16 protein-coding genes, 1 pseudogene and 1 riboswitch are annotated in these 25,453 nt (G+C 39.1%); of the genes and pseudogenes, 7 read left to right on the top strand and 10 right to left on the bottom strand.

Translation table 11 applies throughout. The features are described 5' to 3' along the window. Positions 1-242 precede the first annotated feature (242 nt). From ACLLO5_RS21520 to ACLLO5_RS21500, 5 genes and pseudogenes are all read right to left on the bottom strand, one after another. Positions 243-1,079: an ABC transporter ATP-binding protein gene (locus tag ACLLO5_RS21520; RefSeq protein WP_413172532.1), complete on the bottom strand. Its 837-nt coding sequence runs from the start codon at positions 1,077-1,079 to the stop codon at positions 243-245. 41 nt (positions 1,080-1,120) lie between these two features. Further along, positions 1,121-2,563 carry an ABC transporter substrate-binding protein gene (locus ACLLO5_RS21515; protein WP_413172531.1) on the bottom strand — a complete coding sequence of 481 codons (1,443 nt, stop codon included), beginning with the start codon at positions 2,561-2,563 and terminating at the stop codon, positions 1,121-1,123. Positions 2,564-2,868: 305 nt separating this feature from the next. After that, positions 2,869-3,720, bottom strand: a complete 852-nt coding sequence (gene ntrB / locus ACLLO5_RS21510) for a nitrate ABC transporter permease (protein WP_413172530.1) — start codon at positions 3,718-3,720, stop codon at positions 2,869-2,871. A 98-nt stretch (positions 3,721-3,818) separates the two neighbouring features. Further along, positions 3,819-4,015, bottom strand: a riboswitch (cyclic di-AMP (ydaO/yuaA leader). Positions 4,016-4,223: 208 nt separating this feature from the next. Then, the gene (rnc, locus tag ACLLO5_RS21505; RefSeq protein ID WP_413176153.1) at positions 4,224-4,949 is read right to left on the bottom strand and encodes a ribonuclease III; all 726 of its coding nucleotides are present in this window, start codon (positions 4,947-4,949) and stop codon (positions 4,224-4,226) included. A gap of 108 nt (positions 4,950-5,057) precedes the next feature. Continuing rightward, positions 5,058-5,291, bottom strand: a pseudogene (locus ACLLO5_RS21500) (Swt1 family HEPN domain-containing protein); the annotation flags it as partial. Positions 5,292-5,609: 318 nt separating this feature from the next. Between ACLLO5_RS21500 and ACLLO5_RS21495 the strand changes: the two are divergent. Beyond that, complete coding sequence (locus ACLLO5_RS21495; protein ID WP_413172529.1) at positions 5,610-6,026, top strand: XisH family protein; 417 nt, start codon at positions 5,610-5,612, stop codon at positions 6,024-6,026. Further along, a complete protein-coding gene (locus ACLLO5_RS21490; protein ID WP_413172528.1) occupies positions 6,014-6,349 on the top strand; it encodes a XisI protein in 336 nt (111 codons plus the stop codon). Before ACLLO5_RS21495 ends, ACLLO5_RS21490 begins: the two co-directional genes overlap by 13 nt. Before the next feature lie 48 nt (positions 6,350-6,397). Here the strand turns inward: ACLLO5_RS21490 and ACLLO5_RS21485 are convergent, their stop codons facing one another. Then, positions 6,398-7,051: a Uma2 family endonuclease gene (locus ACLLO5_RS21485; protein WP_413172527.1), complete on the bottom strand. Its 654-nt coding sequence runs from the start codon at positions 7,049-7,051 to the stop codon at positions 6,398-6,400. Between the two features lie 222 nt (positions 7,052-7,273). Here ACLLO5_RS21485 and bchD point away from each other — a divergent pair, with 222 nt between their 5' ends. The 3 genes from bchD (at position 7,274) to ACLLO5_RS21470 (ending at position 11,633) form a co-directional block, all read left to right on the top strand. Beyond that, complete coding sequence (gene bchD / locus ACLLO5_RS21480; protein WP_413172526.1) at positions 7,274-9,292, top strand: magnesium chelatase ATPase subunit D; 2,019 nt, start codon at positions 7,274-7,276, stop codon at positions 9,290-9,292. Positions 9,293-9,398: 106 nt separating this feature from the next. Beyond that, positions 9,399-10,571 (top strand): DUF262 domain-containing protein, encoded by a 1,173-nt coding sequence (locus ACLLO5_RS21475; protein ID WP_413172525.1) that lies wholly within the window; start codon positions 9,399-9,401, stop codon positions 10,569-10,571. Between the two features lie 6 nt (positions 10,572-10,577). Next, a complete protein-coding gene (locus ACLLO5_RS21470) occupies positions 10,578-11,633 on the top strand; it encodes an MAE_28990/MAE_18760 family HEPN-like nuclease (RefSeq protein ID WP_413172524.1) in 1,056 nt (351 codons plus the stop codon). Positions 11,634-11,764: 131 nt separating this feature from the next. On the opposite strand, the gene ACLLO5_RS21465 is transcribed toward ACLLO5_RS21470, so the two are convergent. After that, positions 11,765-12,556: an RNA polymerase sigma factor SigF gene (locus tag ACLLO5_RS21465; RefSeq protein ID WP_413172523.1), complete on the bottom strand. Its 792-nt coding sequence runs from the start codon at positions 12,554-12,556 to the stop codon at positions 11,765-11,767. 308 nt (positions 12,557-12,864) lie between these two features. After that, positions 12,865-18,348, bottom strand: coding sequence for a translocation/assembly module TamB domain-containing protein (locus ACLLO5_RS21460; RefSeq protein WP_413172522.1), 5,484 nt, complete (start codon positions 18,346-18,348; stop codon positions 12,865-12,867). A 191-nt stretch (positions 18,349-18,539) separates the two neighbouring features. Between ACLLO5_RS21460 and ACLLO5_RS21455 the strand changes: the two genes are divergently transcribed. Further along, positions 18,540-18,950 carry a DUF3110 domain-containing protein gene (locus tag ACLLO5_RS21455; protein ID WP_413176151.1) on the top strand — a complete coding sequence of 137 codons (411 nt, stop codon included), beginning with the start codon at positions 18,540-18,542 and terminating at the stop codon, positions 18,948-18,950. Positions 18,951-19,017: 67 nt separating this feature from the next. Then, positions 19,018-19,944, top strand: coding sequence for an N-acetylmuramic acid 6-phosphate etherase (murQ, locus tag ACLLO5_RS21450; protein ID WP_413172521.1), 927 nt, complete (start codon positions 19,018-19,020; stop codon positions 19,942-19,944). Positions 19,945-20,021: 77 nt separating this feature from the next. Here murQ and ACLLO5_RS21445 read toward each other — a convergent pair whose 3' ends face one another. Together ACLLO5_RS21445 and ACLLO5_RS21440 are read right to left on the bottom strand one after the other, a co-directional pair. After that, on the bottom strand, positions 20,022-22,916 hold the full coding sequence (locus ACLLO5_RS21445; RefSeq protein ID WP_413172520.1) for a filamentous hemagglutinin N-terminal domain-containing protein: 2,895 nt from the start codon (positions 22,914-22,916) through the stop codon (positions 20,022-20,024). Between the two features lie 82 nt (positions 22,917-22,998). Then, positions 22,999-25,446, bottom strand: coding sequence for a filamentous hemagglutinin N-terminal domain-containing protein (locus ACLLO5_RS21440; protein ID WP_413172519.1), 2,448 nt, complete (start codon positions 25,444-25,446; stop codon positions 22,999-23,001). Positions 25,447-25,453: the final 7 nt, after the last annotated feature.

The following is a 25,453-nucleotide window of genomic DNA, read 5'->3' as shown; positions in this document are numbered from 1 at the left end:
TGCGGAATTCATAATTCCCAAGTAAAAATGTTCAGAATATGAAATTTTTACTTTTTGAATTGTAGCTTATATTTCCACAATTGTATACTCATCAAATAATAATTTATTTGTCAGTATTCAGAATACAGAATTCAGAACAATAATGGCTTTTAGCACCTACTGTGATGATTGTGAGAAAATCCCGCTCCTTTCCTGATTTAACCAGCATTCTGACTTCTGACTCCTGAATTCTTACATTTATTTCACTCTTCTGAAGTAAAGTAGCGGTCAAGAAAATTCAAAGCGTGGTTACGGAGTTCAAAATACTCTTTAGAATTGCGGATCATACTCCGATCCCGTGGACGCTTAAACGGAACTTCGAGAATTTCTCCGATAGTAGCGGCTGGTCCATTGGTCATTAAGACAATGCGATCTGACATATAAATTGCTTCGTCAACATCATGAGTAATCATCATTACTGCTTGACGATGATTTTCCCAGATATCTAATACCTGACGCTGCAATTTTCCACGAGTTAAGGCATCCAAAGCTCCAAATGGTTCATCCATTAATAACATTTTAGGACGAATTGCTAAAGCTCTAGCAATACCTACTCTTTGTTTCATACCTCCAGAAATTTCATCGGGATACTTATCGGCAGCCGCTGTTAAGTTTACCATTGCCAAATGTTCGTTTACAATGCTAATTTTTTCAGATCGATTTGCATTTTTTAGCACTTCATCTACAGCTAAACGGATATTTTCTCTTACAGTTAACCAAGGTAACAAAGAATAATTTTGAAATACCATCATTCTATCTGCACCTGGTTTGCGGATTTCTTTACCATCTAAACGGACTGAGCCAGATGTGGCTTTTTCAAAACCACCGATAATTTTTAACAGTGTTGATTTACCACAACCAGAGTGACCAATTACAGAAATATACTCATCTTCACCAATTGTCAGATTAACGCCATCTAAGATCACAGAGTTGCCTTTATCTAGTGTGGGATAAGACTTGACTAAATTTTCAATTTCTAGAAATCCATGAAGGGGCATAACTTGTTGATAAGTATTTTGTGATAAGGCTGTATATTCCATGATCAAATCCTCCTGAATTTGTCGCCGTATTGTTTGAATATTTAAGACATGAAGAAGCGAGTAGGAGCGTTAGCCCTGATCGCAAAACTATTTAGATAACCGACAGGATCGCTAGGATCAAAGCCTTTTTTATCTATGAATACTTCTGGTGGTTCAATTTTATAATCTTCCTTGGGGCATTGAATTCCCATTTCCGCAGCTATATCTCGATATAAATCTGTTCTCCAACCTTGTTCGGCTACTTTATTAGCGTTTTTGGGAATTTCTTTGATTTGTCCCCAACGGGCAGCTTGAGTCATTAACCAAAGACTTCGAGAACGCCATAAAAATGTTGAATGTTCTCCTATTTCGTGGGGAATATTGTCAGGAATATCATAAAAAATGGTTGTGTCGTCAGCGTTAATAGTACGGTCTTGACCATCAAAACCACCATAGTTATAATTGCCAATAATTCCCGGTGCCGTAAACTTAGTAATAGGAACACCTGGTTTTTTGGGTTTTGCACCAGTGAAAGAACGTTCTGTCAGTAATTCGGCTACTTCTTGGCGATTTTCGGGTTTACTGCAATATTGACAAGCTTCTATCATTGCTTTCACCAAAGAACGGTAAGTTTTGGGATAATTGACGATAAAAGATTCCATTACTCCTAGTAGTCTGTCTGGGTGTCCTTGCCAAACTTCTTTACCTTGAGCGAATGTAAAACCGATACCTTCGTTACCTTGAATTGCTCTGGTGTTCCAAGGTTCGGCTACCATGTAAGCTTGCATAGCGCCAATTCTCATGTTTGTCACCATTTGCGGTGGGGAAACGATGATGACCCGAAATTCCTTCAGGGGATCTACACCAGCAGCCGCAGATATATAGCGAACAAAGTATTCGTAAATAGCCGAACTCAAAACTACTGCCCAAATTTTCTTTTCTGGGGGTTGTTTGTCAAAATAGCCACGGAAGTCTCTGCCAAAGGCTTCTAAAGCACCGTCACCATATTTTTGTTGATATTCGTACCAAGGACGGATGCCAAAGTCCCACATCTCTTTGTTCATGGTCATGGCGTTACCGTGACGGTGTATGGTCATGGCTGCACATAGGGGGGCATGACGTGCGCCTTCTGCACCTATGCGGGCGTTGGTGACAGCACCGGAGACGACGGGTGCAGCATCAAGACGACCAAAAATCAGACCGTCGCGGGAGTTTCCCCAACTAGCTTCGCGGTTGAGTTTAACGTTTAAGCCATATTTGCGGAAAAATCCTTTTTTCCAGGCGATCGCAAATGGCGCACAATCATTAACAGGTACATAACCAACTGTAATATCGGGTTTTTCTAAATCTTGGGGTCTAACTACCTGTTCTACAGCTAAGGCTGCTTCTGTCAGTCCTTTAGCAGACCTATCTCCAGAAATAGCACAAGATGACAACGCTAAACCCGCAGTCGTTGCACCTATTCCCTTAATAAAATCTCTTCTCGTCCAATGATTTTCACTCATAATTGTATACAATTTCGGATTTTAGATTTTTCGTGCTGCTGATTAATGGGATAATTTTTATCTTCAGCAAAGGTGCAAACAGAAATAGTTTTCTAGCTTGAATTTAACGATTTCATCCTGCAATTATGCAACGCCCGATTTGGGATTTTAGATATTGCCAAAATTGTTGGATAAGCTTTGTAGCCTTCCATCTATCACAATCATTAATAAGTTGACACTCAAATGCAAACTTGCATTGCATCTTGCAGTTTTATTTTTCAATGTGGGACAGACATCTTGCCTGCCATAGCTGTAAATAATTTTTTCTACTTCAAACTTCCTGGACGATGAGTAACTAACTCTTGAAGCTTACCCACAGCATAATCTAAAATTAAGCCAGTTAAGCCAATTACAAACACAGCCAAAAATACAGAACTGAGATTTAAACGACTCCATTCATCCCAAACAAAAAACCCAATTCCAACACCACCCGTCAACATTTCTACAGCCACAATTACCAACCAAGCAATGCCTAAACTAATTCGCAACCCTGTAAAAATATAGGGCAAACTGGCAGGCCAAATAATTTTGATCATCTGCCGCCAACGTGGCATTTCCAACACTCGTGCCACATCTAAATAATCTTTGGAAACACTAGCAACTCCCAAGGCTGTATTAATAATAGTTGGCCAAAGGGAAGTAATAAAAATAACGAAAATAGCTGAAGGATCAGCCAAATTGAAGATAGCTAAAGAAATCGGCAACCAAGCTAAGGGTGAGACTGGTTTAAATATCTGAATAATGGGATTAAAAGCCAACATTGCTGGTCTAGACATCCCAATTAAAAAGCCCAAGGGAATTGCTACTAATGCACCCAAGCTAAAACCTAATATTACCCGGCGTAAACTGGCTAATAATAACCAACCAATTCCTAAATTACCAGGACCTCGTTCATAAAAGGGATTTAAGATGTAGTCAAGATTGGCTATTAAAGCTTCTGGTGGTGTAGGCATTAATTCATGATTAGCAAGTGCTACTATCCACCACAGTAAAATTATTCCCGAAAACCCCACAACAGGCAATAAAAACTCATTCCGAAAAATGACAGGTTTTGCTTTTTTCCAAGCAAATTGTCCAGCAACTGCAAAGATTGCAGCTAAATTTAGTTGCAAAATCATATTGTAACCTCAACAGAGTTCAGCACAGATACACTGAAACTGAGCAGTACCAGCCTTGGACACTGATGAGATCAAAACATTATCAAAATGCTGTCTCTTCAGTCTCCTCTCAATGCCTACGAAGTTAGCTGACGGACTAGGGTTGAGAGATACCCCTTTTTGCTCGATTTTGGCTTATTTTCTAACATTTAGTTAAAAATTTATTAACCTATCAAAACAAAAATACGCCCCAAAACTTGGTTCCTCCGTTCCCACGCTGTTGACTCTGATGCGTTGGATTAGGCTGACTTACTCACAATTAATAGTAATAGCGAAAATATAACATTGATTAACAGTAATAACATCAGTATAGAAAATATAAATTAGTTACTTACCTACTTACATCAAGCGGTTCAATTCATTTTTCGCTGTACAATAAACATATTTCGTGAGGGTAAATACAAAGACATTAAGAATAATCTTACGTCTTTGTTTGAAATTAACAGTTATTAAGCCAATAAGCCTCATTTTTTCAATCTAGCTAACGCATCTTCAGCCGCAGCCTTTTCTGCTTCTTTTTTATTGCGTCCTTTACCTTCACCGTATTCTTCACCTTCTACTAATACTTTAGCTCTAAACTCTGGTGCGTGGGATGGTCCCCCTATTTGTTCTGTTACATATTTGGGAGGATTTGTGATACCTTGAGCTTGTACCCATTCTTGAAATCGGTTTTTGGAATCAACATTTGAACGAGGTTCTACAATGTGTTCTGAGACAGATTCAAATAATGGTTCAATAATAGCTCGGAGTGGTTCAACATCGCAATTATTATCTAAATAATATGCACCAACGACAGCTTCAAATGTGCTACTGAGTAGGTTAGGGTTTTGAAAACCTCCATCTCTAATTGTGCCTTTTCCTAATCTCATTCTGAAGTCTAAACCTACTTCTAGGGCAAATTTTGCTAGTTGTTTTTCTTCTACTAATCCAGAACGACGACGAGTTAATTCATCTTCTCCTTTTTCGGGATGACAACGATACAGATATTGTCCACTGATGAAGTTGAGAATAGCATCACCGAGAAATTCTAAACGTTCGTTGTGTTCTCCTTCTCCTGGGTTTTCGTTGACATAAGAACGGTGGGTTAATGCTTGACGGAGAAGTTTTTCATTTGAGAATATCAGAAGTTTATGTACCTCAGATAATTTTTCTTTGATACGAGCTTCTTCCGCTTTTTCTGGAGAAAGCATGTTCAAAACTTCTTGTTTTTGCTTTTCAATAATATCTAGTTCAGAGGCGGAAATTACTTTCATAATTCTTGTCATACTATCAAGAGCGCGATAAGTATCATCTGTGGAAAACCTTGATTGATGCGCCCATTTATTTCTCACGTCAATTAACTCACTGACCAAAGCACGTTCAGCGTTACTTAGTTTTTTCTTGAAAACATTATCCCACTGCTTAATAATTAATTTTAGCAGAACTGAAACATCTTCTTGTAAAGTTTCTTCTAGATTTCTTCTGAGTGTTAGATCGTCAAATATACAAGATTTAGCTACTGATAACCAACGTTCACCATGTATTGTTCGCATTTCTTTTTCTACATAGGAATATAATCCTTGCGATAGAGTAGCTAAAGCTCTATTAATTCGTTCGTGATTACTAATAGCCATTGGACTGTGTGATGAAATTATACAATATATAATTTTACTGTTTTTAACAAGATGCTGTCTATACAAGAGATGTAAAATTTAGTACGCAAGGGCGGTCAGGATGCACACCCCACAACATTTATGATATTACAATGTGTAATTCGTTTATTTACAAAAGGCATTAGGAGGAATAATACTCAAGTTAGACATGGCGAAATACTGTTATTATAATAGATAAAAAGACTAAATTATCAATTCATGTCAGCTAAAGATATTTTCCATGATGCTGTAAAAAAAGGATTAGAAAAAGAGAGTTGGGTGATAACAGATGACCCTTTGAGAATTCGCTCAGGTAGGATTGATATGCAAATTGACTTAGGTGCAGAAAGAATGATAGCTGCTGAAAAAGGAGAAGAAAAGATCGCAGTTGAGATTAAAAGCTTTATTAGTTCCTCTAATATTTCTGAATTTCATACAGCATTAGGTCAGTTTCTTAACTATCGTTTTGCTTTGAAAAAACAACAACCTGAAAGATTTTTATATTTAGCAGTTCCCAAAACACCTTATGAGACATTTTTTCAATTGCCATTTGTAGTAGATGTGATTGAACATTTCCAACTGAGTCTAATAGTTTATGACCCAAATGATGAGGTAATTGTATTGTGGAAAAAATAGAAAAATATCGTCAATATATACAACAATTATTAATTGAATATGCTAAGGGAAGTCCATCAGATGAGGAAGTAGAAACACAACTGATTTTTGATAAAGAACGAGATCATTATCAGGTTGTTTATACAGGTTGGAAAAATCGCCGACCGATGTATGGTTGTGTTTTACATCTGGATGTTAAAAATGGTAAAATTTGGATTCAATATAATGGAACTGAGATAGATATAGCAGATGAATTAGTTAAATTAGGAGTACCAAAATCAGATATTGTGTTGGCTTTTCATGAACCTTTAATGAGACCATATACAGGTTTTGCGGTTGGTTAGTTGTAGATCCCCAAATTCAAGAAATCGGGGATCTAATTTTTCTGATTTTTAAAGTGTATTGATATCAATTCCTTTAGCTTGCAATTTTGCTAATAAGTCTTGATAATTTTGACGTTCTTGTTCCAATTGTTGATTTAATTCCAGAGATGTAAGAAACTTTCTTCCATCAGGATAATAAATTTCTAAATTGTCTGATGTTAACTCAAAACGTATTCCTAAACGTGGACTTATCCAACCATTAATTTCTTCAATTTCTTCTAACCATTCTTTTTGGCGAATAAGTCCGGTTAATTCTAGTGTTGTTGGTTCATAGATATAATATTCTTCTACTCCATAACGATGATAAAAAAGTAGCTTTCTCGCCATTTCTTGGCTACGATTTCCTGGCGATAGAATTTCAAATACCACCTGGGGAGCAATATTATTTTCTTCCCATTGTTTATAAGAACCACGTCTACCTTTTGGTCTACCAAAAATAACCATGACATCAGGTGCTTGACGGGTTTTTACACTTCCTTCTACTGGATACCAAAGCAAGTCACCTGCTATGAATACATCATTTTCTGAAGCAAATAAGATTTCTAAATTTTCTTTAATTTTAACTATCCATTCATAGTGTTCTGTATTTTCTGCCATTGGTTTTCCATCACTATCAGGGTAGATGATTTCTGGTTTAGTGTCTGGTGTGAATTGCTGTACCATATGTTTATCTCCGAAGGTCAATAATTTTTTCTTTGCTATAAGTTGAATGTGATTATCTTCATCAAAAAAGCCTATTTTCGTAAGTTGATGATATTTTTCTAGGGTGAAGCGTTTAACTTGAATCGTGGTTATACATCTTTCTTCTTTAGGAATTGTTTTTATATATATTCTAAATGTGCCAGAAATTGCTAGACTAAAACTATAATAACTATTAAGGAAACAATGCCTGCGCCTACTATTACCCCGACAATGACTGCTTTTCCACTGACAGCTGTAGTCGGTCAAGAAGCAATTAAGATAGCTTTGCTGTTAGCAGCAGTGGACCCTGGTTTGGGGGGTGTGGTGATTGCAGGCCGTCGCGGTACGGCTAAATCTGTGATGGCGCGTGCAATTCACGCTTTATTACCACCTATTGAAGTTGTTAAAGATTCTGTTAGCAACTGTGACCCGAACCACCCGGAAGAATGGGATGATAAACTGTTAGCTGAACAAAGACAGGAAATAGAAACGGAAATTATTCCTGTTCCTTTTGTACAAATACCCCTTGGTGTTACCGAAGACCGACTTTTAGGTTCTGTGGATGTGGAACAGTCGGTTAAACAAGGTGATACGGTTTTTCAACCAGGTTTACTGGCCACGGGTAACAGGGGTGTGTTGTATGTGGATGAAATCAATTTATTAGATGAACAAATTAGTAATCAACTTTTATCGGTATTATCGGACGGACGCAACCAAATTGAACGGGAAGGGATAAGTTTTCAACATCCTTGCAAACCGTTGTTTATTGCGACTTATAACCCAGAGGAAGGGACGCTTAGAGAACATTTACTTGATAGAATTGCGATCGCACTATCAGCAGACGGAGTTCTGGGTTTAGATCAAAGAGTACAAGCAGTTGAGCAAGCGATCGCCTATTCTAAATCTCCCACAGAATTCCTGCAACAATACAGCGAAGACATAGACTCACTCAAAACCCAAATACTCCTCGCACGGGAATGGTTAAAAGAAGTCACCATTACCCAAGAACAAATTATCTATCTGGTTAATGAAGCCATTCGCGGTGGTGTAGAAGGACATCGTGCAGAATTGTTTGCAGTGCGCGTAGCAAAAGCCGCAGCAGCATTAGAAGGACGCAACACCGTCAACGCCGAAGATTTACGTCGGGCTGTAGAATTAGTTATAGTTCCCAGAACAACTATTATTCAAACCCCACCACCAGACCAACCACCACCACCTCCCCCACCACCCCAAAGTCAAGACGACTCAGAAGAACAGCAAGAAGAAGAACAAGAAGAACAGGAAGAACAGCAGGAAGAACAGGAACAGCAAGAACCACCTGAGATTCCCGAAGAGTTTATCTTTGACCCAGAAGGGGTAATCCTTGACCCAAGTGTGCTTTATTTTACCCAAATGGCACAACGGCAAGGTAAATCTGGAAGTCGCAGCATCATCTTCTCAGATGACCGGGGACGCTATATCAAGCCAATGATACCCAAAGGCAAAGTTAAACGCATTGCCGTAGATGCCACATTGCGAGCCGCAGCACCGTATCAAAAAGCACGACGCGCTAGACAACCAGATAAAAAAGTCATTGTCGAACAAGGAGATATGCGTTCTAAGCGATTGGTGAGAAAAGCCGGCGCTTTAGTAGTATTTGTAGTGGATGCTTCTGGTTCAATGGCTTTAAACCGAATGCAATCTGCAAAAGGTGCAGTCATGCAGCTTTTAACCGAAGCCTATCAAAACCGTGACCAAGTATCTTTAATACCCTTCCGGGGAGAACAAGCAGAAGTTTTATTACCCCCTACCCGTTCCATTGCTTTAGCCAAAAATCGGTTAGAAAGATTACCCTGTGGTGGCGGTTCACCTTTGGCACATGGTTTAACTCAAGCCGTGCGGGTGGGAATCAATGCCCAAATGGGAGGCGATATTGGTCAAGTTGTCATCGTAGCAATTACTGATGGTCGTGGTAACATTCCTTTATCTCGTTCTTTAGGTGAACCCCAAGAACCAGGAGAAAAGCCAGATATCAAAGCCGAATTACTAGATATTGCTGGCAGAATTCGCGCTGCTGGTATGCAATTATTGGTAATTGATACAGAGAGTAAGTTTGTCTCTACTGGCTTTGCGAAGGAATTAGCCAAAACAGCCGGAGGTAAATACTATCATCTACCCAAAGCAACGGATAAAGCTATTGCGGCGATGACTAGGGGAGCGATCGCTGATATAAAATCTAGATAGTTGTTAGACCTATCTGTAAATTATGTTTTAACCCTTAACAAATCAGGTTAAGCTAATTTGTAGATAGGTTTATTTATTTTTATCAATATTATGGAGAATGTAGTCAATGCAACTTCTAACTCCAACTGAAGAAATGATGTGGGAACAAACACCCTCTTTAAACCACGTCACTATGTCTGATCAAGAAATAAATGATAAATATGAGAAGGGTGAGCAACGAATATTAACTGAATTAAACCGGGAAAAACTTCCGACTTTCGTTGAATCATTAAAGAAAACCGGATACATGGATGTTAGACCTTTTTATCAAAGAAGAGATAGGTGGGATAAAAAAAAGCAATCTCAACTGATAGAGTCTTTTTTGATTAATATTCCTGTTCCACCAATTATTCTTTACGAGAAAGAATATAATGTTTATGAAGTCATGGATGGTCAACAGAGAATTACTGCCCTGAGAGATTTCTATGAAAATGATCTTAAATTGACAGGATTAGAACTTTGGCCAGAACTAAATGGACGTACCTACAAGGAACTACCAGCCAAAATTAAAGCAGGAATTGATCGTCGCTCTATATCGACGATAGTTTTAATTACAGAGTCAACATCTAGTCCAGAAGAAGCATTATTTTTAAGAAAGCTTGTATTTGAGCGTGTTAACACTGGTGGTGTAAAACTCAGTCGTCAGGAAATACGTAATTCTTCATTTTATGGCAAATTAAATCAATTATTACTTGATTTATCAGCTAATCCAATATTTGCAGAAGCTTGGAATATTCCTATTAATGATGATGAAAAACTTCTGAAAAATAACCTCTATAAAAAGATGGAAGATGCAGAATTAGTTTTGCGATTTTTTGCATTGCGTAATACCGATAAATTTAGTAGGGGTATGGAAGGATTTCTCGACTTATATATGATGAAAAGTCTGTCGTTTTCTGATGAAGACATTGAATTTCTGAAAAACATTTTCATCCAAACTATAAATCTAGCTCACCAAATATATAGAGAAAACTTATTTAAGCCCTTTGATCCTCAGTCTGATACTTGGAAGGATAGATCATACAAAGCTTATTATGATGCCGTGATGGTCAGTTTTAGTAGACATTTGGCAGATGCAGATAGTTTAGTTGCTCGAAAGCCAAGACTCCTCGAAGAAACAAAGAGACTTTTTAGAGAAGATGAAGCCAAGCTTTTTACAGGTGGTGGAAAAACGCAAGATGATCTAAAAGAGAGAATCAAACTGTTCGATGATATGCTCTCTCAAGTCATAGCAGAGTAAAAAGCAATGTTTCAGAATCTGCTCATGGCTGTAAAAGCTAATATTTCTACAATTCGTTCCATTATTAAAACTAATGAGAAAATTCGAGAGATTGCTTTTGGAGATGTTTCTTTATATTCTGAAGAAACAAAAACAATCCTCGATGATATGTTTCAATATATTCCTGAAGTAACTGATTGGCGTGTTTATGATCATTGTGCTGTCGTCACTCGTTTATATGCTATTTATGAAACCTTTGTAGAAGACTTAATTCGAGATTGGTTAATTCTTTTACCAGGTTTATCTCTAAAGTATTCAGACTTAAACGAAAGTATTCGTAAAACTCACCAAAGTGGAGTAGGAAGACTGCTGCAAGAAATATTGAAGGAAGATAATAATAGATATAAAAATCTATCTGTACAACAAGTTATGCTGGGTTTATTGAATGGAGAATCTGGAGAAGATAAATATCAACTATTACCAGAGGCTTTTCTATTCCATGAACAGAATTTACGTAAAAATAGCTTAGAAAGATTATTAGCCAATGCTGGTATTTCTGAAAGTTGGAGTTGGATATTAACACATAGAGATATAAAATATTTTGTTGAAGAGATTAGAGCAAATGAAAATACTCCTGAACAAGAACTCAATACATTAATTAGTTATCGAAATGATGCAGCACATGGAACAAATATAGATGATTTTTTAGCAGCTAACGCACTCTTAGAATTATGTGATTTTGTTGAAAATTTATGTCAAGCACTCTGTGAGTTAGTGACGTGGCGAGTTCTTGAGAAGAAGGAATCAGAATCAATCGGTCAAGCACAAGTAATTGGTAAAATTACAGAGTGGTTGAAAAAACCTAAAGCTGCAATTTTAACAGCAGACAGAGAATATCCATTATCAGTTGGAAATAGTGTATTTTTAGTAGGTAAATCCTACTGTCAAGAAGCTACTATAAAGAGTATTCAGCATAATGGTGAGTCAATTTCTGAGATTAAAACAACCCCAGGAATGGAGATTGGGTTAAAATTTGATGTTGATGCCAGAAAAGATTTGCGTTTGTATAAATTAACGACTTAAAGCTGATATAAAATCTAGATAGTCTCATGTCAGCATCAGGATGTTGAGGATTTAAGGATTTACAGGATATAAAGACAAAAAAATCCTGTTCATCCTCTAATCTTGTCAATCCTGATTCAGACGAAGAATAACTAAGCACTTAAGACTTTTGACTCCACTGGTGGTTGCAAATAGCAAATCAAATCTTTCACACCTTTGTGTAGATAGCGCGTAACGGTCATCGGACTAGTACCAATTCTCTTAGCAGCATCCTTACGAGTCAATTCTTTAACTAAGACCAACTCAACTACCATCCGAGGCTTATCATCTAACATATTTATAGCCCCTTGGAGTTGTAATCTTTCCTCTTCCTGTTGCTGAAGCAGAGTAGTACGGGGACAAGGAAGAATATCACCTAAAGTTATTTGATAATCAGTGTAGTTAGCTGTAGTTGCATCTAAACTTAAAGGTATCCGGTTTTGAACAGCCAATTTACATTCTTGCCATTCTTGTAAAGAAATATTAAGTTGGGTGGCAATATCAATTTCTCTAGGAGGATGACCTAGAGATAGTGTCAACTGTTTACGAATTTTTTGCCCAGCATTGTAAAGTTCTTGCCAACGACGGGGTATTTTTAATAAAGTAGAGCGATCGCGCAAAAAATGCAGTATCTCTCCGCGAATATAAGGTATAGCAAAGGAACTGAACGCATATCCCTGGTGAGGATTGAAACGTTCAATAGCCCTGATTAAACCCAAATAACCAATTTGTTCTAAATCTTCATAAGGCTCATTACATTGATGGATAAACTTATAAGCCATCTTCCGTACTAAGCCCTTATGCACTTCTACAAGTTGATTACGTAGTTTAATTGAAGGTTTTTGGTGGTATAAGTGTATTAGCTCCATACCATCATACTGCACAGAGGACTCACTTGCTGCCATATCAATTCCTTTGTAGTAACTCCTTATTCCAAATGAACAGAGTTAGTATAATTTGTTTAAGACTGTAATTATTTTCCTTAGATTAGGCTAAATAAACCATAGTTATTTCACTGAATTTCAAATAAATTCAACGCATACTTCCGTAAACATACGGTATAGTTCCCATTTCTACAGCAGGGGAGCAGGGGAGCAGGGAGATGGGGAGCAGAGGAGAATAAATAACCTTCTGCCTCCTGCCTTCTGCCTTCTGCCTCCTGCCTCCTGCCTCCTGCCTTCTGCCTTCTGCCTTCTGCCTTCTGCCTCCTCTGTTAAAACCTTCTTTCAAACTCAATAACAGCACGACTATCATCTGTTAAATTTGTGGAAGCACGGACACGAAACTCTTCATTTATTCTGTAATTAATACCCCATTGAAAAGGGTCACTAGCTGTCAAAATTTTGATACTGGAAAGAGAAAATTTGCTGGAAATATCGACACCCGCTTCTAATGCTAATTCTAAAGTAGAGTTGCTTTTACCAGCTTCAGGTCTATCAGAAAGAATAGTAGGAAATAAACGCAGTTCACTTAACCCAAAAGCATCACCAATTTGGTTAAATGCAGATTGAAAGTTATTGAAAACAGCCGAACCAGCAATATTAATTAACCCTAATGTACTGTCACCACGTCCTTGGGTATCGACAAATCCACCTCCTAATAACGTGACAATTTCTGTTTGTGAGCGTGTGGGACTACTTTTCAGTTCTAAATTATCATTTAGCTTGCTCGCAGGTCCTTTGACGGTGGCTTCAACTCGTACACTTTCTAATGCGGATAATCCTGTAGAAACTTGTCTGCTGAGTTCACTGGTTTGGATTCCATCTAATACTTTAGCAAAGAGCTTAATATCTAAGTCAGGGTCACGGGGTTGAGAAGTTCTAAACGTTGCGGTATGTTTATAGTTACGAGCCAAATTGAATTGGGTTGTAAATAAATTTACTCCACCTTTAGTTAATTTGATAGTTCCTTCAGGAATAGGGTCACTTAAAGAACCAGTAACATTTAAATTGCCAGATGCTAGGAAGTTAAAGACGGGTGGACGGGCAATTTTTACGTTTTTTCCTAACTTTATTTCTAAGTTATTTAACTTTGTAATTCCGCTGTTAACATCGTTGATTTTGTTTTGTTTATTAGCTGCCAGCAGTGATGATTCAGAACGATTCTTAGATACGGTAGAGGTGCTAGATTCTGTTAATAAAACTTGACCATTAAATAATTCTATATTACCACCAATAGCTGGCTGTAATACAGAACCAGTAATTTGTAGCTGACCACTAGCGCCACCTTGATATAATGACTTGAGATTTAAAGCTAATTTTTCCAGATTTACGGTGAGAGGATTATCTATTTTTATATCTTGACTGTTAAAAATAGGAATTTCTCCGGCAGCTTCGATTTTACCATTACTAAACTGACCTTGGAGATTTTCTACTAATACTTTATCAAAATCAAATGTTGCCTTTCCAGAAACATTTGTGAGCTTATCTGGTAGAGCTTGAGCTTCAAAGACGGCATTATTAAGAGAGGCAATTCCTTTAACTAATGGTTGTTGTCTTGTTCCCCGGACAGTCAGGTCTATTTCTCCTTCTCCACTTTCAAAGGCTATTTGGTTAGTGAACAAGTTTAATAGGGCTAATCCTTCATCTTTTACTTGTACATCTAGACTAATTTGGTTATTATCTGGTTTGACGGATGCAAAAGGTAATTGATAGGGAATATTGCCTTTGATATTTACAGGTTCTGTCCCAGTAGCTACAACCTGACTGCCAAAGTTTAACCGTCCATTTGTATAACTGAAACTAGCAATAGCTGATTCTATTTGTTTCTGATTGAGAGTTCCTTCTGTGATGTTTAATTGTCCTCTGGCTTGAGGATTGGCTATATTACCTGCTAATGCCGCATCAATATTGAGATTACCTGTAATCCCGACTGGTAATTTGACGAAGTTGTTTAATAGTTGGATTGGGAAACGTTTGACTGTCAATTTTCCTGATTGTTCTTCACCACCGATATTACCAGTAAAGGCTATTAGTCTTTCTTTAGATGCGATGCGTAAAGGTTGTAAACGCAAAATGCCTTTTTCAAAACTACCTTCAGCGATAACTTTGTCAGCACGATAAAAACGATTTGGTTCTGTTTCTCTACCCCAAGTAAAGTTTTGTCCTTGTAAGTTAAACTGTAATGCTAGTCCGTTGACTGTGGCGGTATTAATATCAATTTCCCCGTTGAATATTCCCTTTAAGTCTGTTAAATCTGGAATGGGTTTGGATTCTAAACGTTTTTCTTCTTGTAATGCTAGGAGTGCCTTAATTTCCGATAGACGCTGAATTTGATTAAATAAAGGTTGTTCTGATAAACCTCGCGGGTTGGTTGTTAAATCCGCAGATGTACCGTAAGTTGGTGCTGCTAAACCTCTTTGTAAGTCTTGGAGTTCAAATATTTGAGCAACTGTGAGTAAATCTTGAATGTTGCCTTGGTTGATGTTTATTTTGGCTTGCAGCTGTGGTCCGGTGGTGGTTTGTTTGAGGGTAGCGTCAAATAGGTAGCGGCTTTGGTCTTTGGTAAATTCGCTGCTGGTGAAGGTGGCTATATTATTGTTGTAGTTAAATTGAGTTGTGAAGCGATCGCCTCTAATTCTAGCAAGTTTCGGTTGTGCGATCGCAATATTTCCCCTGGTGGCTAATGTCTTTTGATTAATTTGCAAATCTCCAGTTAAAAACCCAGCTAATGCACCTTTGCCCAAAAAAGTATTATTAGGTAAATTTAAATTTAAGGCTTGTAAGGGGAAATTATTGACTTTAACTGCCCAATTATCGCCTTTTGCTTGACCTGTGGCTGATGCTTGCTGCCATTTTACTAAAAAGGCATTAGCTCGATTATTAGAATTTAAATTAGCTGCTAGTCTGTCACGTTTACCTGCAACATCCAAATTCAACCCCCGACCTTGCACGAAATTGATGTTACCAGTTAATAACGGTTCAAAGGCAAATTTCTGAACTTGTAAATTTCTTAAATTCAGAGTTCCCACAACATTTGGTGTAGTTGGTTTTCCTGTAATTTGTCCTCGAAAATCTACTTTTCCTATCACATCTACAGCATTAGGAAATTTTAATGGTAATTGTTGGAGGTCAAAATTCTGTGCCTGCACATTCAGATTTAATTGAGTAATTTCTGGTATGCCTGGTTGTTGAGCATTAGCTAAAATATAACCACCAACATTTAAATTTGCCGTTCTGGCTTGGGGAATCGTCAGTTGTTGACCATTCCAAGATATTGCTGCATTTAAAGGAGAATTAATTCCCGGAATCCCTCTACTAAACTGCACTTGACCAGCAGCACGCACATCAGCTAATTTAGCAGAACCCAAAAGACCTGCAACTTGTAACTGACCAGCAAATTGACCTTGCAACTGTTTATTTAAACGATTTAATTCCACACCTGAACCAGCAACTACAGCTTGGTAACGACCATTAGCTACTTGAACATTAGCCGCTGTAACTGTTCCTCCAGCCAGATTTAGCTGTCCTTTACCTGTAGCTTGAATAGTTTCTGGTTTAAAAGATTCCACCGAACCGGCAACGTTAAATTGACCAGCTAATCTTCCTTGTAATTGGGGTGGAACAGTTGCTAATTTCTGCAAAGGCACATTTTTAGCTTCAACTTGTGCCTTATAGCGACCATTACTAACTTGAATATTCTTCGCTATAATTTTGCCATTATCAACTGCTAAACTACCTTCACCAATAGCACCTAAAGTTTTGAGGCTAAAATTTTCCGTATTACCTGCAATGGTGAATTTTCCAGCAATGGGATTATTTAAAATCGGGGGAGATTGTTTCAATATCTGCCCTAAATTCACATTATTTGCTATCAAATCAGCATTAAAATTTTTATCTTCTAACTGAAGACGAGAAATAGCAATTCTGCCGCCAGCAATGTTAATACCAGCCCCTTCCGAACGAATATTAGTCACTTTAAAAGGTCCAGAAGTTCCTGATAGCAATAACTTACCGTTAAATTCTGCTTCTTTTAATGAGATATTTTCTAATTTTTCTTCTTTAATAAATGGTGTTAACTTCACACCATCAACTTGAGCGACAGCTTGCCAATTTTGAGAATTATAACTACCATAACCGCGCACCGTATTACCAGCGATATTGACTGCAACATCACGGAAAGAAACAGTGCGGTCAGAGTTAATAATAGTTTCACCAGTAGCAGCGTAGGTAGCTTGTGGTGCTTGCCATTTTACCAAAGTTTGGACATTACCAGCGACACCATTAATATTAGCTGTGGCGGAAACAGTACCGATTTGGAACGTAGGTTTAAGATTATTAGGTTTAAAATTATAAAGTTGTGCGATCGCATCCCCTGGAACATTTGTAGCTGTTAAATTCACATTCATTTCTGGGGACTTACCAAGTTTAATGATGCCCCCTCCTGTCACAGCACCACCGACAGCAGTCTGTCCTTGAATATCCTTGAGAGTAATTACAGCATCACGACTTGCAAGTTCAAATTTACCACTAATTTTTTGGAAATCAACTTTATCAACTTGAGCAGTTTTGATATTAGAAACCGTACCAGAAAGCACCGGATTAGAAATTTCACCCAATATCTGCAAATCTGCCTTGACTATACCACTCACAGGAAAAGGCGACTTAACTTTCAGAGTTTCTAGGGCATGGGATAAACTCACTGCGTTGACACGACCTGTCAATTTAAAACCATTTTCCCTATCAATTAGACCTTTAACAGCTAAGGGGATTTTGCCATAGTTACTAACTACATTATCTAGCTCTATTCCCAATCCTTGAAACTTGACATTTCCCTGACTGTTAATCAATGGTTGAGTTACTTTGGGTATTTGCAGTGTTACCCCTTGCAAAGCAGCACTGCCATATAACAAAGTTTGCTGTCCTGGTATCAACTGAATTTGTAAATCACCATTAACTCGACCTGTTTGCAAATTCAATGGCAATTTAACTAAACGAGTCACATCTGCGGCAAGTAAATCTTTCCCTCTGAGCTTTAATTTACCTTCTAATTTTGCTTGGGCGCGAATATCTCCTTCCAGAAAAACACTACCACCATTCTCTGGTTTTCCTGCTAAATCAAACCTAATTAATTTATTATTTTCTACCAGTCGAGCAGTTCCATATAATCCTGAAAATACTACAGGGACTGGGAACTGGGAAGTTGATATTTTTCCCCCTGCGTCACCTATGCCCTGATTTCCTACTAACACCAACTTGGCATTACGAAACCGCAGTTTATCTAAATCGGTTTTAATTAACCCCTGTTTACCAGCTGGGGCTATGGTAGTTGTGATCCAACGTTGTTGGTCATCTTGTTGAATATAAATATTTGGGTTGATTAAGGTAACATCTAATTTTAGATGGCGGTTAAAAACCAACTGCCAAGGATCAAAACCCACATCTACAGCTTCTATGGTAGCCTGATCTGTATCCGTAGGTGTTGCTGGTATTGCAGAAGCGGCAAACCTTACCCCTGTCAGAGAAAATTCTTTTACCTGTCCAAGTTGAATGGGACGGTTAAGAGTATTAGTCAGATTTTTTTGTGCCAATGGTGCCAACTCTTTTTGGATAAAATCCCGCAACCGCCAAACACCACCAATAATTAAGAGTAGCAGGAATGCTCCTAGAGCAAGGCCACCACGACTCAATATCATCAACCATAGGCGTTTAGGGCTTTTAGTTGGGGTATAAGAATCTGGACTGGAAGAGTTAGACATTGATTTTCAGTTTTTAAGTGCCGGATTTATTGGGCAAACTGTATAACACATAGCACAATATCAAACTGTGCCACTTCTAGGATACTGTTATCAGTGACCAGTTGTTATTGGTTATTCTCCCCTGTTGCCTGTTTCCTTTTCCCTGATTAAATAAAAATAGTATAGATAGTATAGACCTCAAGGGTTAGATGATGCGTGTTTTTGTACTAATTTTCAATGTTGGCACTGATAATGAAGGGATTCACTCAATTAGAGCGGGGAATCGCAATAAAATCATCATGTTTGAGTCGGAAGATGATGCCACACGCTTTGCTTTAATGTTAGAAGCTCAGGATTTTCCCGAACCTACAGTTGAGGGTATGGATGCTGAGGAAATCAAGGCATTTTGTGAAAGTGCGGGGTTTGATTGGGAAGTTGTTCCAGAAAACGGTGATTTAATCATGCCCCCGGAATTGAATGTGGAAGAGACTGATTGGAAACCAGATTCTCAAACAGAGGATCATGATGATTCCTTCCGTCCTGGTTCAGCAAGTGAGACTGTACAGGAAATTCCTAATTCTGAACTAGACAGTATCCGTCGCAAACTAGAAGGTTTATTGTAGTTATTCAGGGAACAGGGAACAGGGAACAGGGAATAGGTGCAAATAACAATTGATAATTAACAAAAAAATGACAAATTTGCAGGAACGCGGGCATCTTTTGACGGAACAGGTAAATCCTAATAGTCTGAATTTAGACCAACTTAATGCGCTGGAGTTGGTGGAATTATTTAATCAAGAAGACCAAACAGCTGTAGCTGCGGTTGCTGCGGCGAAGGTTGAGTTAGCAGCAGCCATTGAACGCACAGCGGAACGGTTACATCAAGGTGGACGTTTATTTTACATTGGAGCGGGTACTAGTGGGCGATTAGGGGTGTTGGATGCGGCTGAGTGTCCTCCAACCTTCTGCACACCTCCAGAGTTGGTACAGGGGATTATAGCTGGTGGTGCTGGGGCGCTATTGCGTAGTTCTGAGGGGTTAGAAGACCTAGCGGAAGATGGAGAAAGTGCGATCGCTCAACGTCAAATTACTCAACTCGATGTAGTCGTCGGTATCACCGCTGGGGGAACTACTCCCTATGTTCAAGGTGCTTTAAAAGCTGCTCGTCAACGGGGGGCTTTAACTGTTTTTATTGCCTGTGTTCCTGCTGAACAAGTTTATTTTGATGCTGATATTGATATTCGCTTGTTAACAGGCCCGGAAATCTTGGCTGGTTCTACTCGTTTGAAAGCTGGGACTGCTACTAAACTGGCTTTAAATATGCTTTCTACCGGGGTGATGGTGAAATTGGGTAAAGTTTACGGTAATAGAATGGTGGATGTGGCGGTAACAAATCAAAAATTACGCGATCGCGCTTTAAGAATTTTACAAGACCTCACTGGCTTAAGTCGAGAAGCTGCCGGTTTTTTACTAGAACGCAGTGGCACAAAAGTTAAACTAGCTTTATTAATGCAGTGGACTGGTTTAGATAAAGTTGCCGGTGAACAACTGCTATCCACACATCAAGGTAATCTTCGCGCTGCTGTTGACAGTTACAAACAAGATCAACATCTATGAAAATTACCAAAGAGGCCAATCTCCTGTTCTTGTATGCAAAAAACAGCACAACAGAATTAAGCACCACGGCATCAATTTCACAAATCTGTAGCACAGGTTAATAGTTTTTGCACCTGAGCAGAAGATTTATCTACAACTAGCTCAATTTTGCCCTGGGCGTTACGATACCAAGATGTGGCTTGCACAAGCATCTCTGGAGATTGAGGTATTTGGGCTTTGACAGCGCCGATTTTGCGGTATGCAGAGATGTCGCGGATATCTGACCAGGTGCGATCGCTCCTCACTTCTTGTATGGGATTTTGCGGTATCCCACCCCGTCCTGTGGCGATAAAACTACTACCACGGGTGTCTGTACAACCTGTAGCTATTTGTTGGGATGGGTCAGTTACATTTGTTGGTAGTTCTACTAAACCGGAATTGGGGTCAACACCAACTGTATTCACTTGCACTGTACCACTTAGCCCCAGTTGGGAACTAGCAGTGATGTCGTTTTCTGGAGTCAGTTGCTGACGAAATTTTAAGCCAAAGATGCCCTGAGTAGTAATGTTGATATTGCCACCATCACCATTCAAAGCGTTGGCAATAATATCGCTGTTTTCTAACCCAACAATCACCGGAGAGTTGATGTTGATATTGCCACCATTACCATTACTACCTGCTTCGACATTAATTTGACTTTCATTACGACTCAAAAGTATATTTGTTAATGCTAGATTGATGTTACCGCCTTTTCCAGATGCCGTAGTTGCAGTAATTGCCCCAGTATCTAAAAATAATCGGCCTGCTTGGATGCTTAACTCTCCTGCATTACCAATACCTTGATGAGTGACGCTGATCATACCTCGATTACGTATGGTTAATTGCTGAGTATTTATGTTAATAACACCTGTGTTCCCGGTGGGAGAGTCTGGAAGCTTAAACAAGTTACGATTAATGGCATCTAAAAGGGAGGCATTAGCAATGATCACTGCGAAATTATTTTCACCATCTATCAGAATGTCATTGGCTTGGATTGTTAAAGTCCCAGCATCACCAGTTCCCACAGTCGAGTTGCTGATGATCCCACCATTAAGAACGAGTAATTGATTGGTTGTGATTGTGACATCTCCAGGTTTGGCACTGCTATAGTTGACGCTATTTAAAGTACTACTGCTGCCACTTATAGGATTGATACCGCTAATGATTAAGCGATCGCTTACATTTAAAGTAACAGCGCCATTGCTTCCCAGATTACTGACCTGGTTAGGATCTCCAAGTCCACCAATCACTGGTACAGTAATCACTCCCAAGGTAGCACCATCTTGTATAGATAGTATTGGTGTCGTTATTAACACATTGCCAGTATTCCCAGAGCCAGTGCTGAGACTGCCAATAAAGCTGTTTTGAGTGGGAGAAATGGGTGACACTCCGACTAAATTGCTAGATTCCCCCACAACTAATGTAATATCTCCAGCATTACCAATTCCTGTACCAGGTATGCCCGATAAGCGAGAAGTAATGGTGCTAATTGTTCCCCCATCAATGAGATTTAATTTACCTGAAGAAACCCTGATATTTCCACTATTACCAGTCCCAAATGTGAGAGCGTTAATACCACTGGGCTGAGACCCAATGGAATTCAATCCCAAGGCATAAATCTCATCTGCGCCATCAACCGAAATATTTCCACCCCGTCCAGTTGCTCCAGGAGATACGGTTGTTCTGACTGTAGCACCATCTTCCAGTATGAGTTTTCGAGCTACCAGGGCAACATCTCCCCCATTTCCCGCTCCATAGACTTGACTGGCAATCCGACTATTAATATTAATAGAGAAGAAGAAAGGAGATTGCAGAGCAACGACACCATTAGCCGCAATGGTATCTGCTACCACTTCCACTTTACCTGCGTCTCCTGCACCTAAACTGAGGGTTTCAATCGCTGCACCATCCTTTAAAGTCAATTGTCCGGCGTGAATCTTGACTGCTCCCCCATTTCCTGTTGCTCCAGGAGCTACTTGATTGACAATCCAAGCACTGGGAGCTTGAGCAGAAGGATTGACACCAGTCAACAAGAGCGATCGCTCTGCATTCACTGTAATATTACTGCCCTGTCCATTACCAACAGTTGCACCAGCAATTTGTGATTGGTCGAGGCGAATATCTCTCCCTACGACTTGAATTCCGCCAAATGGATTACCTACAGGATGAGGATTCCACAAGGAGGAACGTTGTGTAAAGTGAATATCGCGGAAATCTTGCACTTGTCCATAATCTAGCTGTAATCCTGTGGGTGTGGAGATTAAATTAACTGTCCCACTCCCGACTGCACCGATTTCAATTCGACCGACTGGTGCAGTAATTACACCCCCTGTAAAGTTGATATCTCCACCAACTAAGGCAATGGTCTTTGTCGGACTGCCGATTATTCCTAAATTATTGGTCGGGACAATCCCATCATTACCTTTTCCACTGACTTGAATTGGTTGTGGATTACTACCCATTTGCAAGCCAATCGGCACACTCATTGTTAACAACGGCGTAAAACTGGAATTCGTGGCACTAAATTCTACTCCATCAGCAAATTTAATACTATTGGCTGTTGTCGCTACAAATGAACCACCAATATTTAAGCTGGCATTTTGCCCAAAAATAATCCCGGAGGGATTGAGTAAAAATAAATTAGCACTACCCTTAGCAGTGATAGTACCATCTATGTGAGAAATATTACTACCAGTTACCCGACTAAATATATTTTGAATATCAGTAGCATTATCAAATGATGCAGAACTACCTGTAGGTAGGGAGAATTGGCTGAAGCTATGAAATAAATTATTGCCGACACGATCGCCGTTAGTGATGCTATAATGATTACTACCACTCACAGTCGTGTTGAGAGTCCCGTCGGCAATAACCTGAGCGCCAACACCACTGTGATCAAGAGTAAATGTCAAAATTGCACCAATTACGCTCAAGCCAACAATAGCTACTTTCATAAACTCATTTGTTATTTTTCATGCCATGCCATATATATTATTCCCAATACAGTATTTTTTCTAACTTCTTGAGATACTGTAATCAAGTTTTAGGTACAGCAGCACAGGTTAATAGTTTTTGCACCTGAGCAGAAGATTTATCTGCAACTATCTCAATTTTGCCCTGGGAGTTACGATACCAAGATGTGCCTTGCACAAGCATCTCTGGAGATTGAGGTATTTGGGCTTTGACTGCGCCGATTTTGCGGTATGCAGAGATGTCCCGGATATCTGACCAGGTGTGATCGCTCCTCACATCTTGTATGGGATTTTGCGGCACACCACCCCTTCCCGTGGCCACAAAACTACTAACACTTGTATCTACACAACCTGCAACGATTTGTTGGGATGGGTCAGTTACATTTGTTGGTAGTTCTACTAAACCAGAATTGGGGTCAACACCAACTGTATTCACTTGCACCGTACCACTTAGTCCCAGTTGGGAACTAGCAGTGATATCGTTTTCTGAAGTCAGTTGCTGACGAAATTCTAATCCAAAAATCCCCTGAGTCTGTATGTTAATATTGCCACCTTTGCCTTGAAAGGCATTGGCAATGATATCACTGTTTTCCCGTCCCAAAATGATTGGTGAATTAATGGTAATATTGCCTCCATTACCGTTACCTTGTGCCGTGGAGGTAATTTGGCTGCGATCGCGCATTAACAGCAAATCTCCTATTTGCAAGCTGATATCACCACCATTACCTGATTCTGTTTGCGCTTGAATTAACGCTTGATTTTTCAATTGGATTCGCTCGGTAATAATTTGCAGATTACCTGCGTTTCCAGTACCTTGGCTAGCAACTGTGACTGTTCCACCATCTGTGAGTGTGAGTTTAGGTGTAGTAATACTGACATTACCTGCATTTGCTGTCAGTATATCTGGCAAACCAAAAAATTGTCGTATTTGCGGACTGAAACGCATAACAGAAGAGCTAATACTACTGTTATTACTACTACCACGACCAGTAATAGCGATCGCCTCACTAGCATTGATTTGGACATTGCCGCCATTACCAACAAATAATGCCGATGAACCAATTATTCCACCATTTAATATCTGCAATTTACCAGTATCTAATCTCAAATCTTTGGCATTTCCATCAGCAAAGGTAGTCATACCAATAAAACTAGCAAGTCCATAAGGATTTTCACCCATAACGGTGGTATTTTGATTGCGAATCATGACCTGACCACTGGAGCCACTACGAAATGTCACTGATGATAATGAAGCGCCCGCAGAGACTAATAAATTATTCCCATTAACCACAATATCACCAGCCGCTCCTTTTCCATAGGTGCTAGTGTTAATGGATGTCACTCCAATGGTATTGACAGGTGAAAAACCTGATACCTCTATATCTGCGGCTTGAATCTGGATGTTACCACCGTTAGCAGTTCCATAGGTTAAAGTATTAATTCCTGAACCTTCTTGGAGTGTCAAACGGGGAGTAATAATACTGATATTTGCACTTTCTCCAGTTCCCAAGGCTTCCGCACGAATCCAACTGCGAATTTTTCCATCGGGTGTAGTACCAATCATCGCGATCGCTTCTGATGCTTGCAAGTTAATATTGCCACTGGGAAGATCCCCATAATTCTGGGATAAAATCAACGAACCATCGGTAAAATCTATATTTCTTCCCTGGAGTTGAACTGCACCGGAGTTAAACCCACTCACATCTAATAGCGATTTTTGTGTTAATTGAATGTCAGCAAAACTTTGTCCCTGCTCATATTCCAATTTATAACCCTGAGAAGTTGGCACTAAACTAACTAATCCTGTACTTCCCAGACTCCCTAATTCGATTTGACCCGTTGCCGCACTCAAAATCGCACCATCCAAAGTGATATTTCCACCCACTAATGCTAGGGTTTTTCCTGACTGTACTTGTAATTTTGTGGAGCTAGGATTGCGAATGATAGGAGAAAAACTATTAAGACTATCTAGGCTATGTCCTGTCCCTTGGACTTGTATCGGTGAGGGATGATTACCCATTTGCAAACCCACAGGTACAGTCATGGTTAATAATGGTTTAGCGGCAGGATTTACAGCACTAAATTCCACCCCATCAGCAAATTTGATGCTATTGGCTGTCGTGCCAATAAATGAACCACCAATATTTAAGCTGGCATTTTGACCAAAAATAATCCCCGCTGGGTTGAGTAAAAATAAGTTGGCACTCCCATTTGCTTTAATTAAACCATCAATTTGGGAAGCATTACCACCAGTTACACGACTAAAAATGTTTTGAATATCAGCAGCATTGTTAAATGATGCAGAACTACCTGTAGGTAGGGAGAATTGGCTGAAGCTATGAAATAAATTATTGCCAATATGATCGCCGTTAGTGATGCTGTAATGATTACTACCACTCACAGTTGAGTTGAGACTCCTATCAGGAATCACTTGAGCGCCAACACTACTGTGATCAACAGCAGATGTCAAAATTGCACCAATTAAGCTCAAGCCAACAATAGTTACTTTCATATACTCA

The organism is Anabaena azotica SJ-1 (assembly GCF_047275885.1).
Classification (GTDB): domain Bacteria; phylum Cyanobacteriota; class Cyanobacteriia; order Cyanobacteriales; family Nostocaceae; genus Trichormus_B; species Trichormus_B azotica_A.
This window is presented reverse-complemented; position numbering and strand designations above follow the sequence as displayed.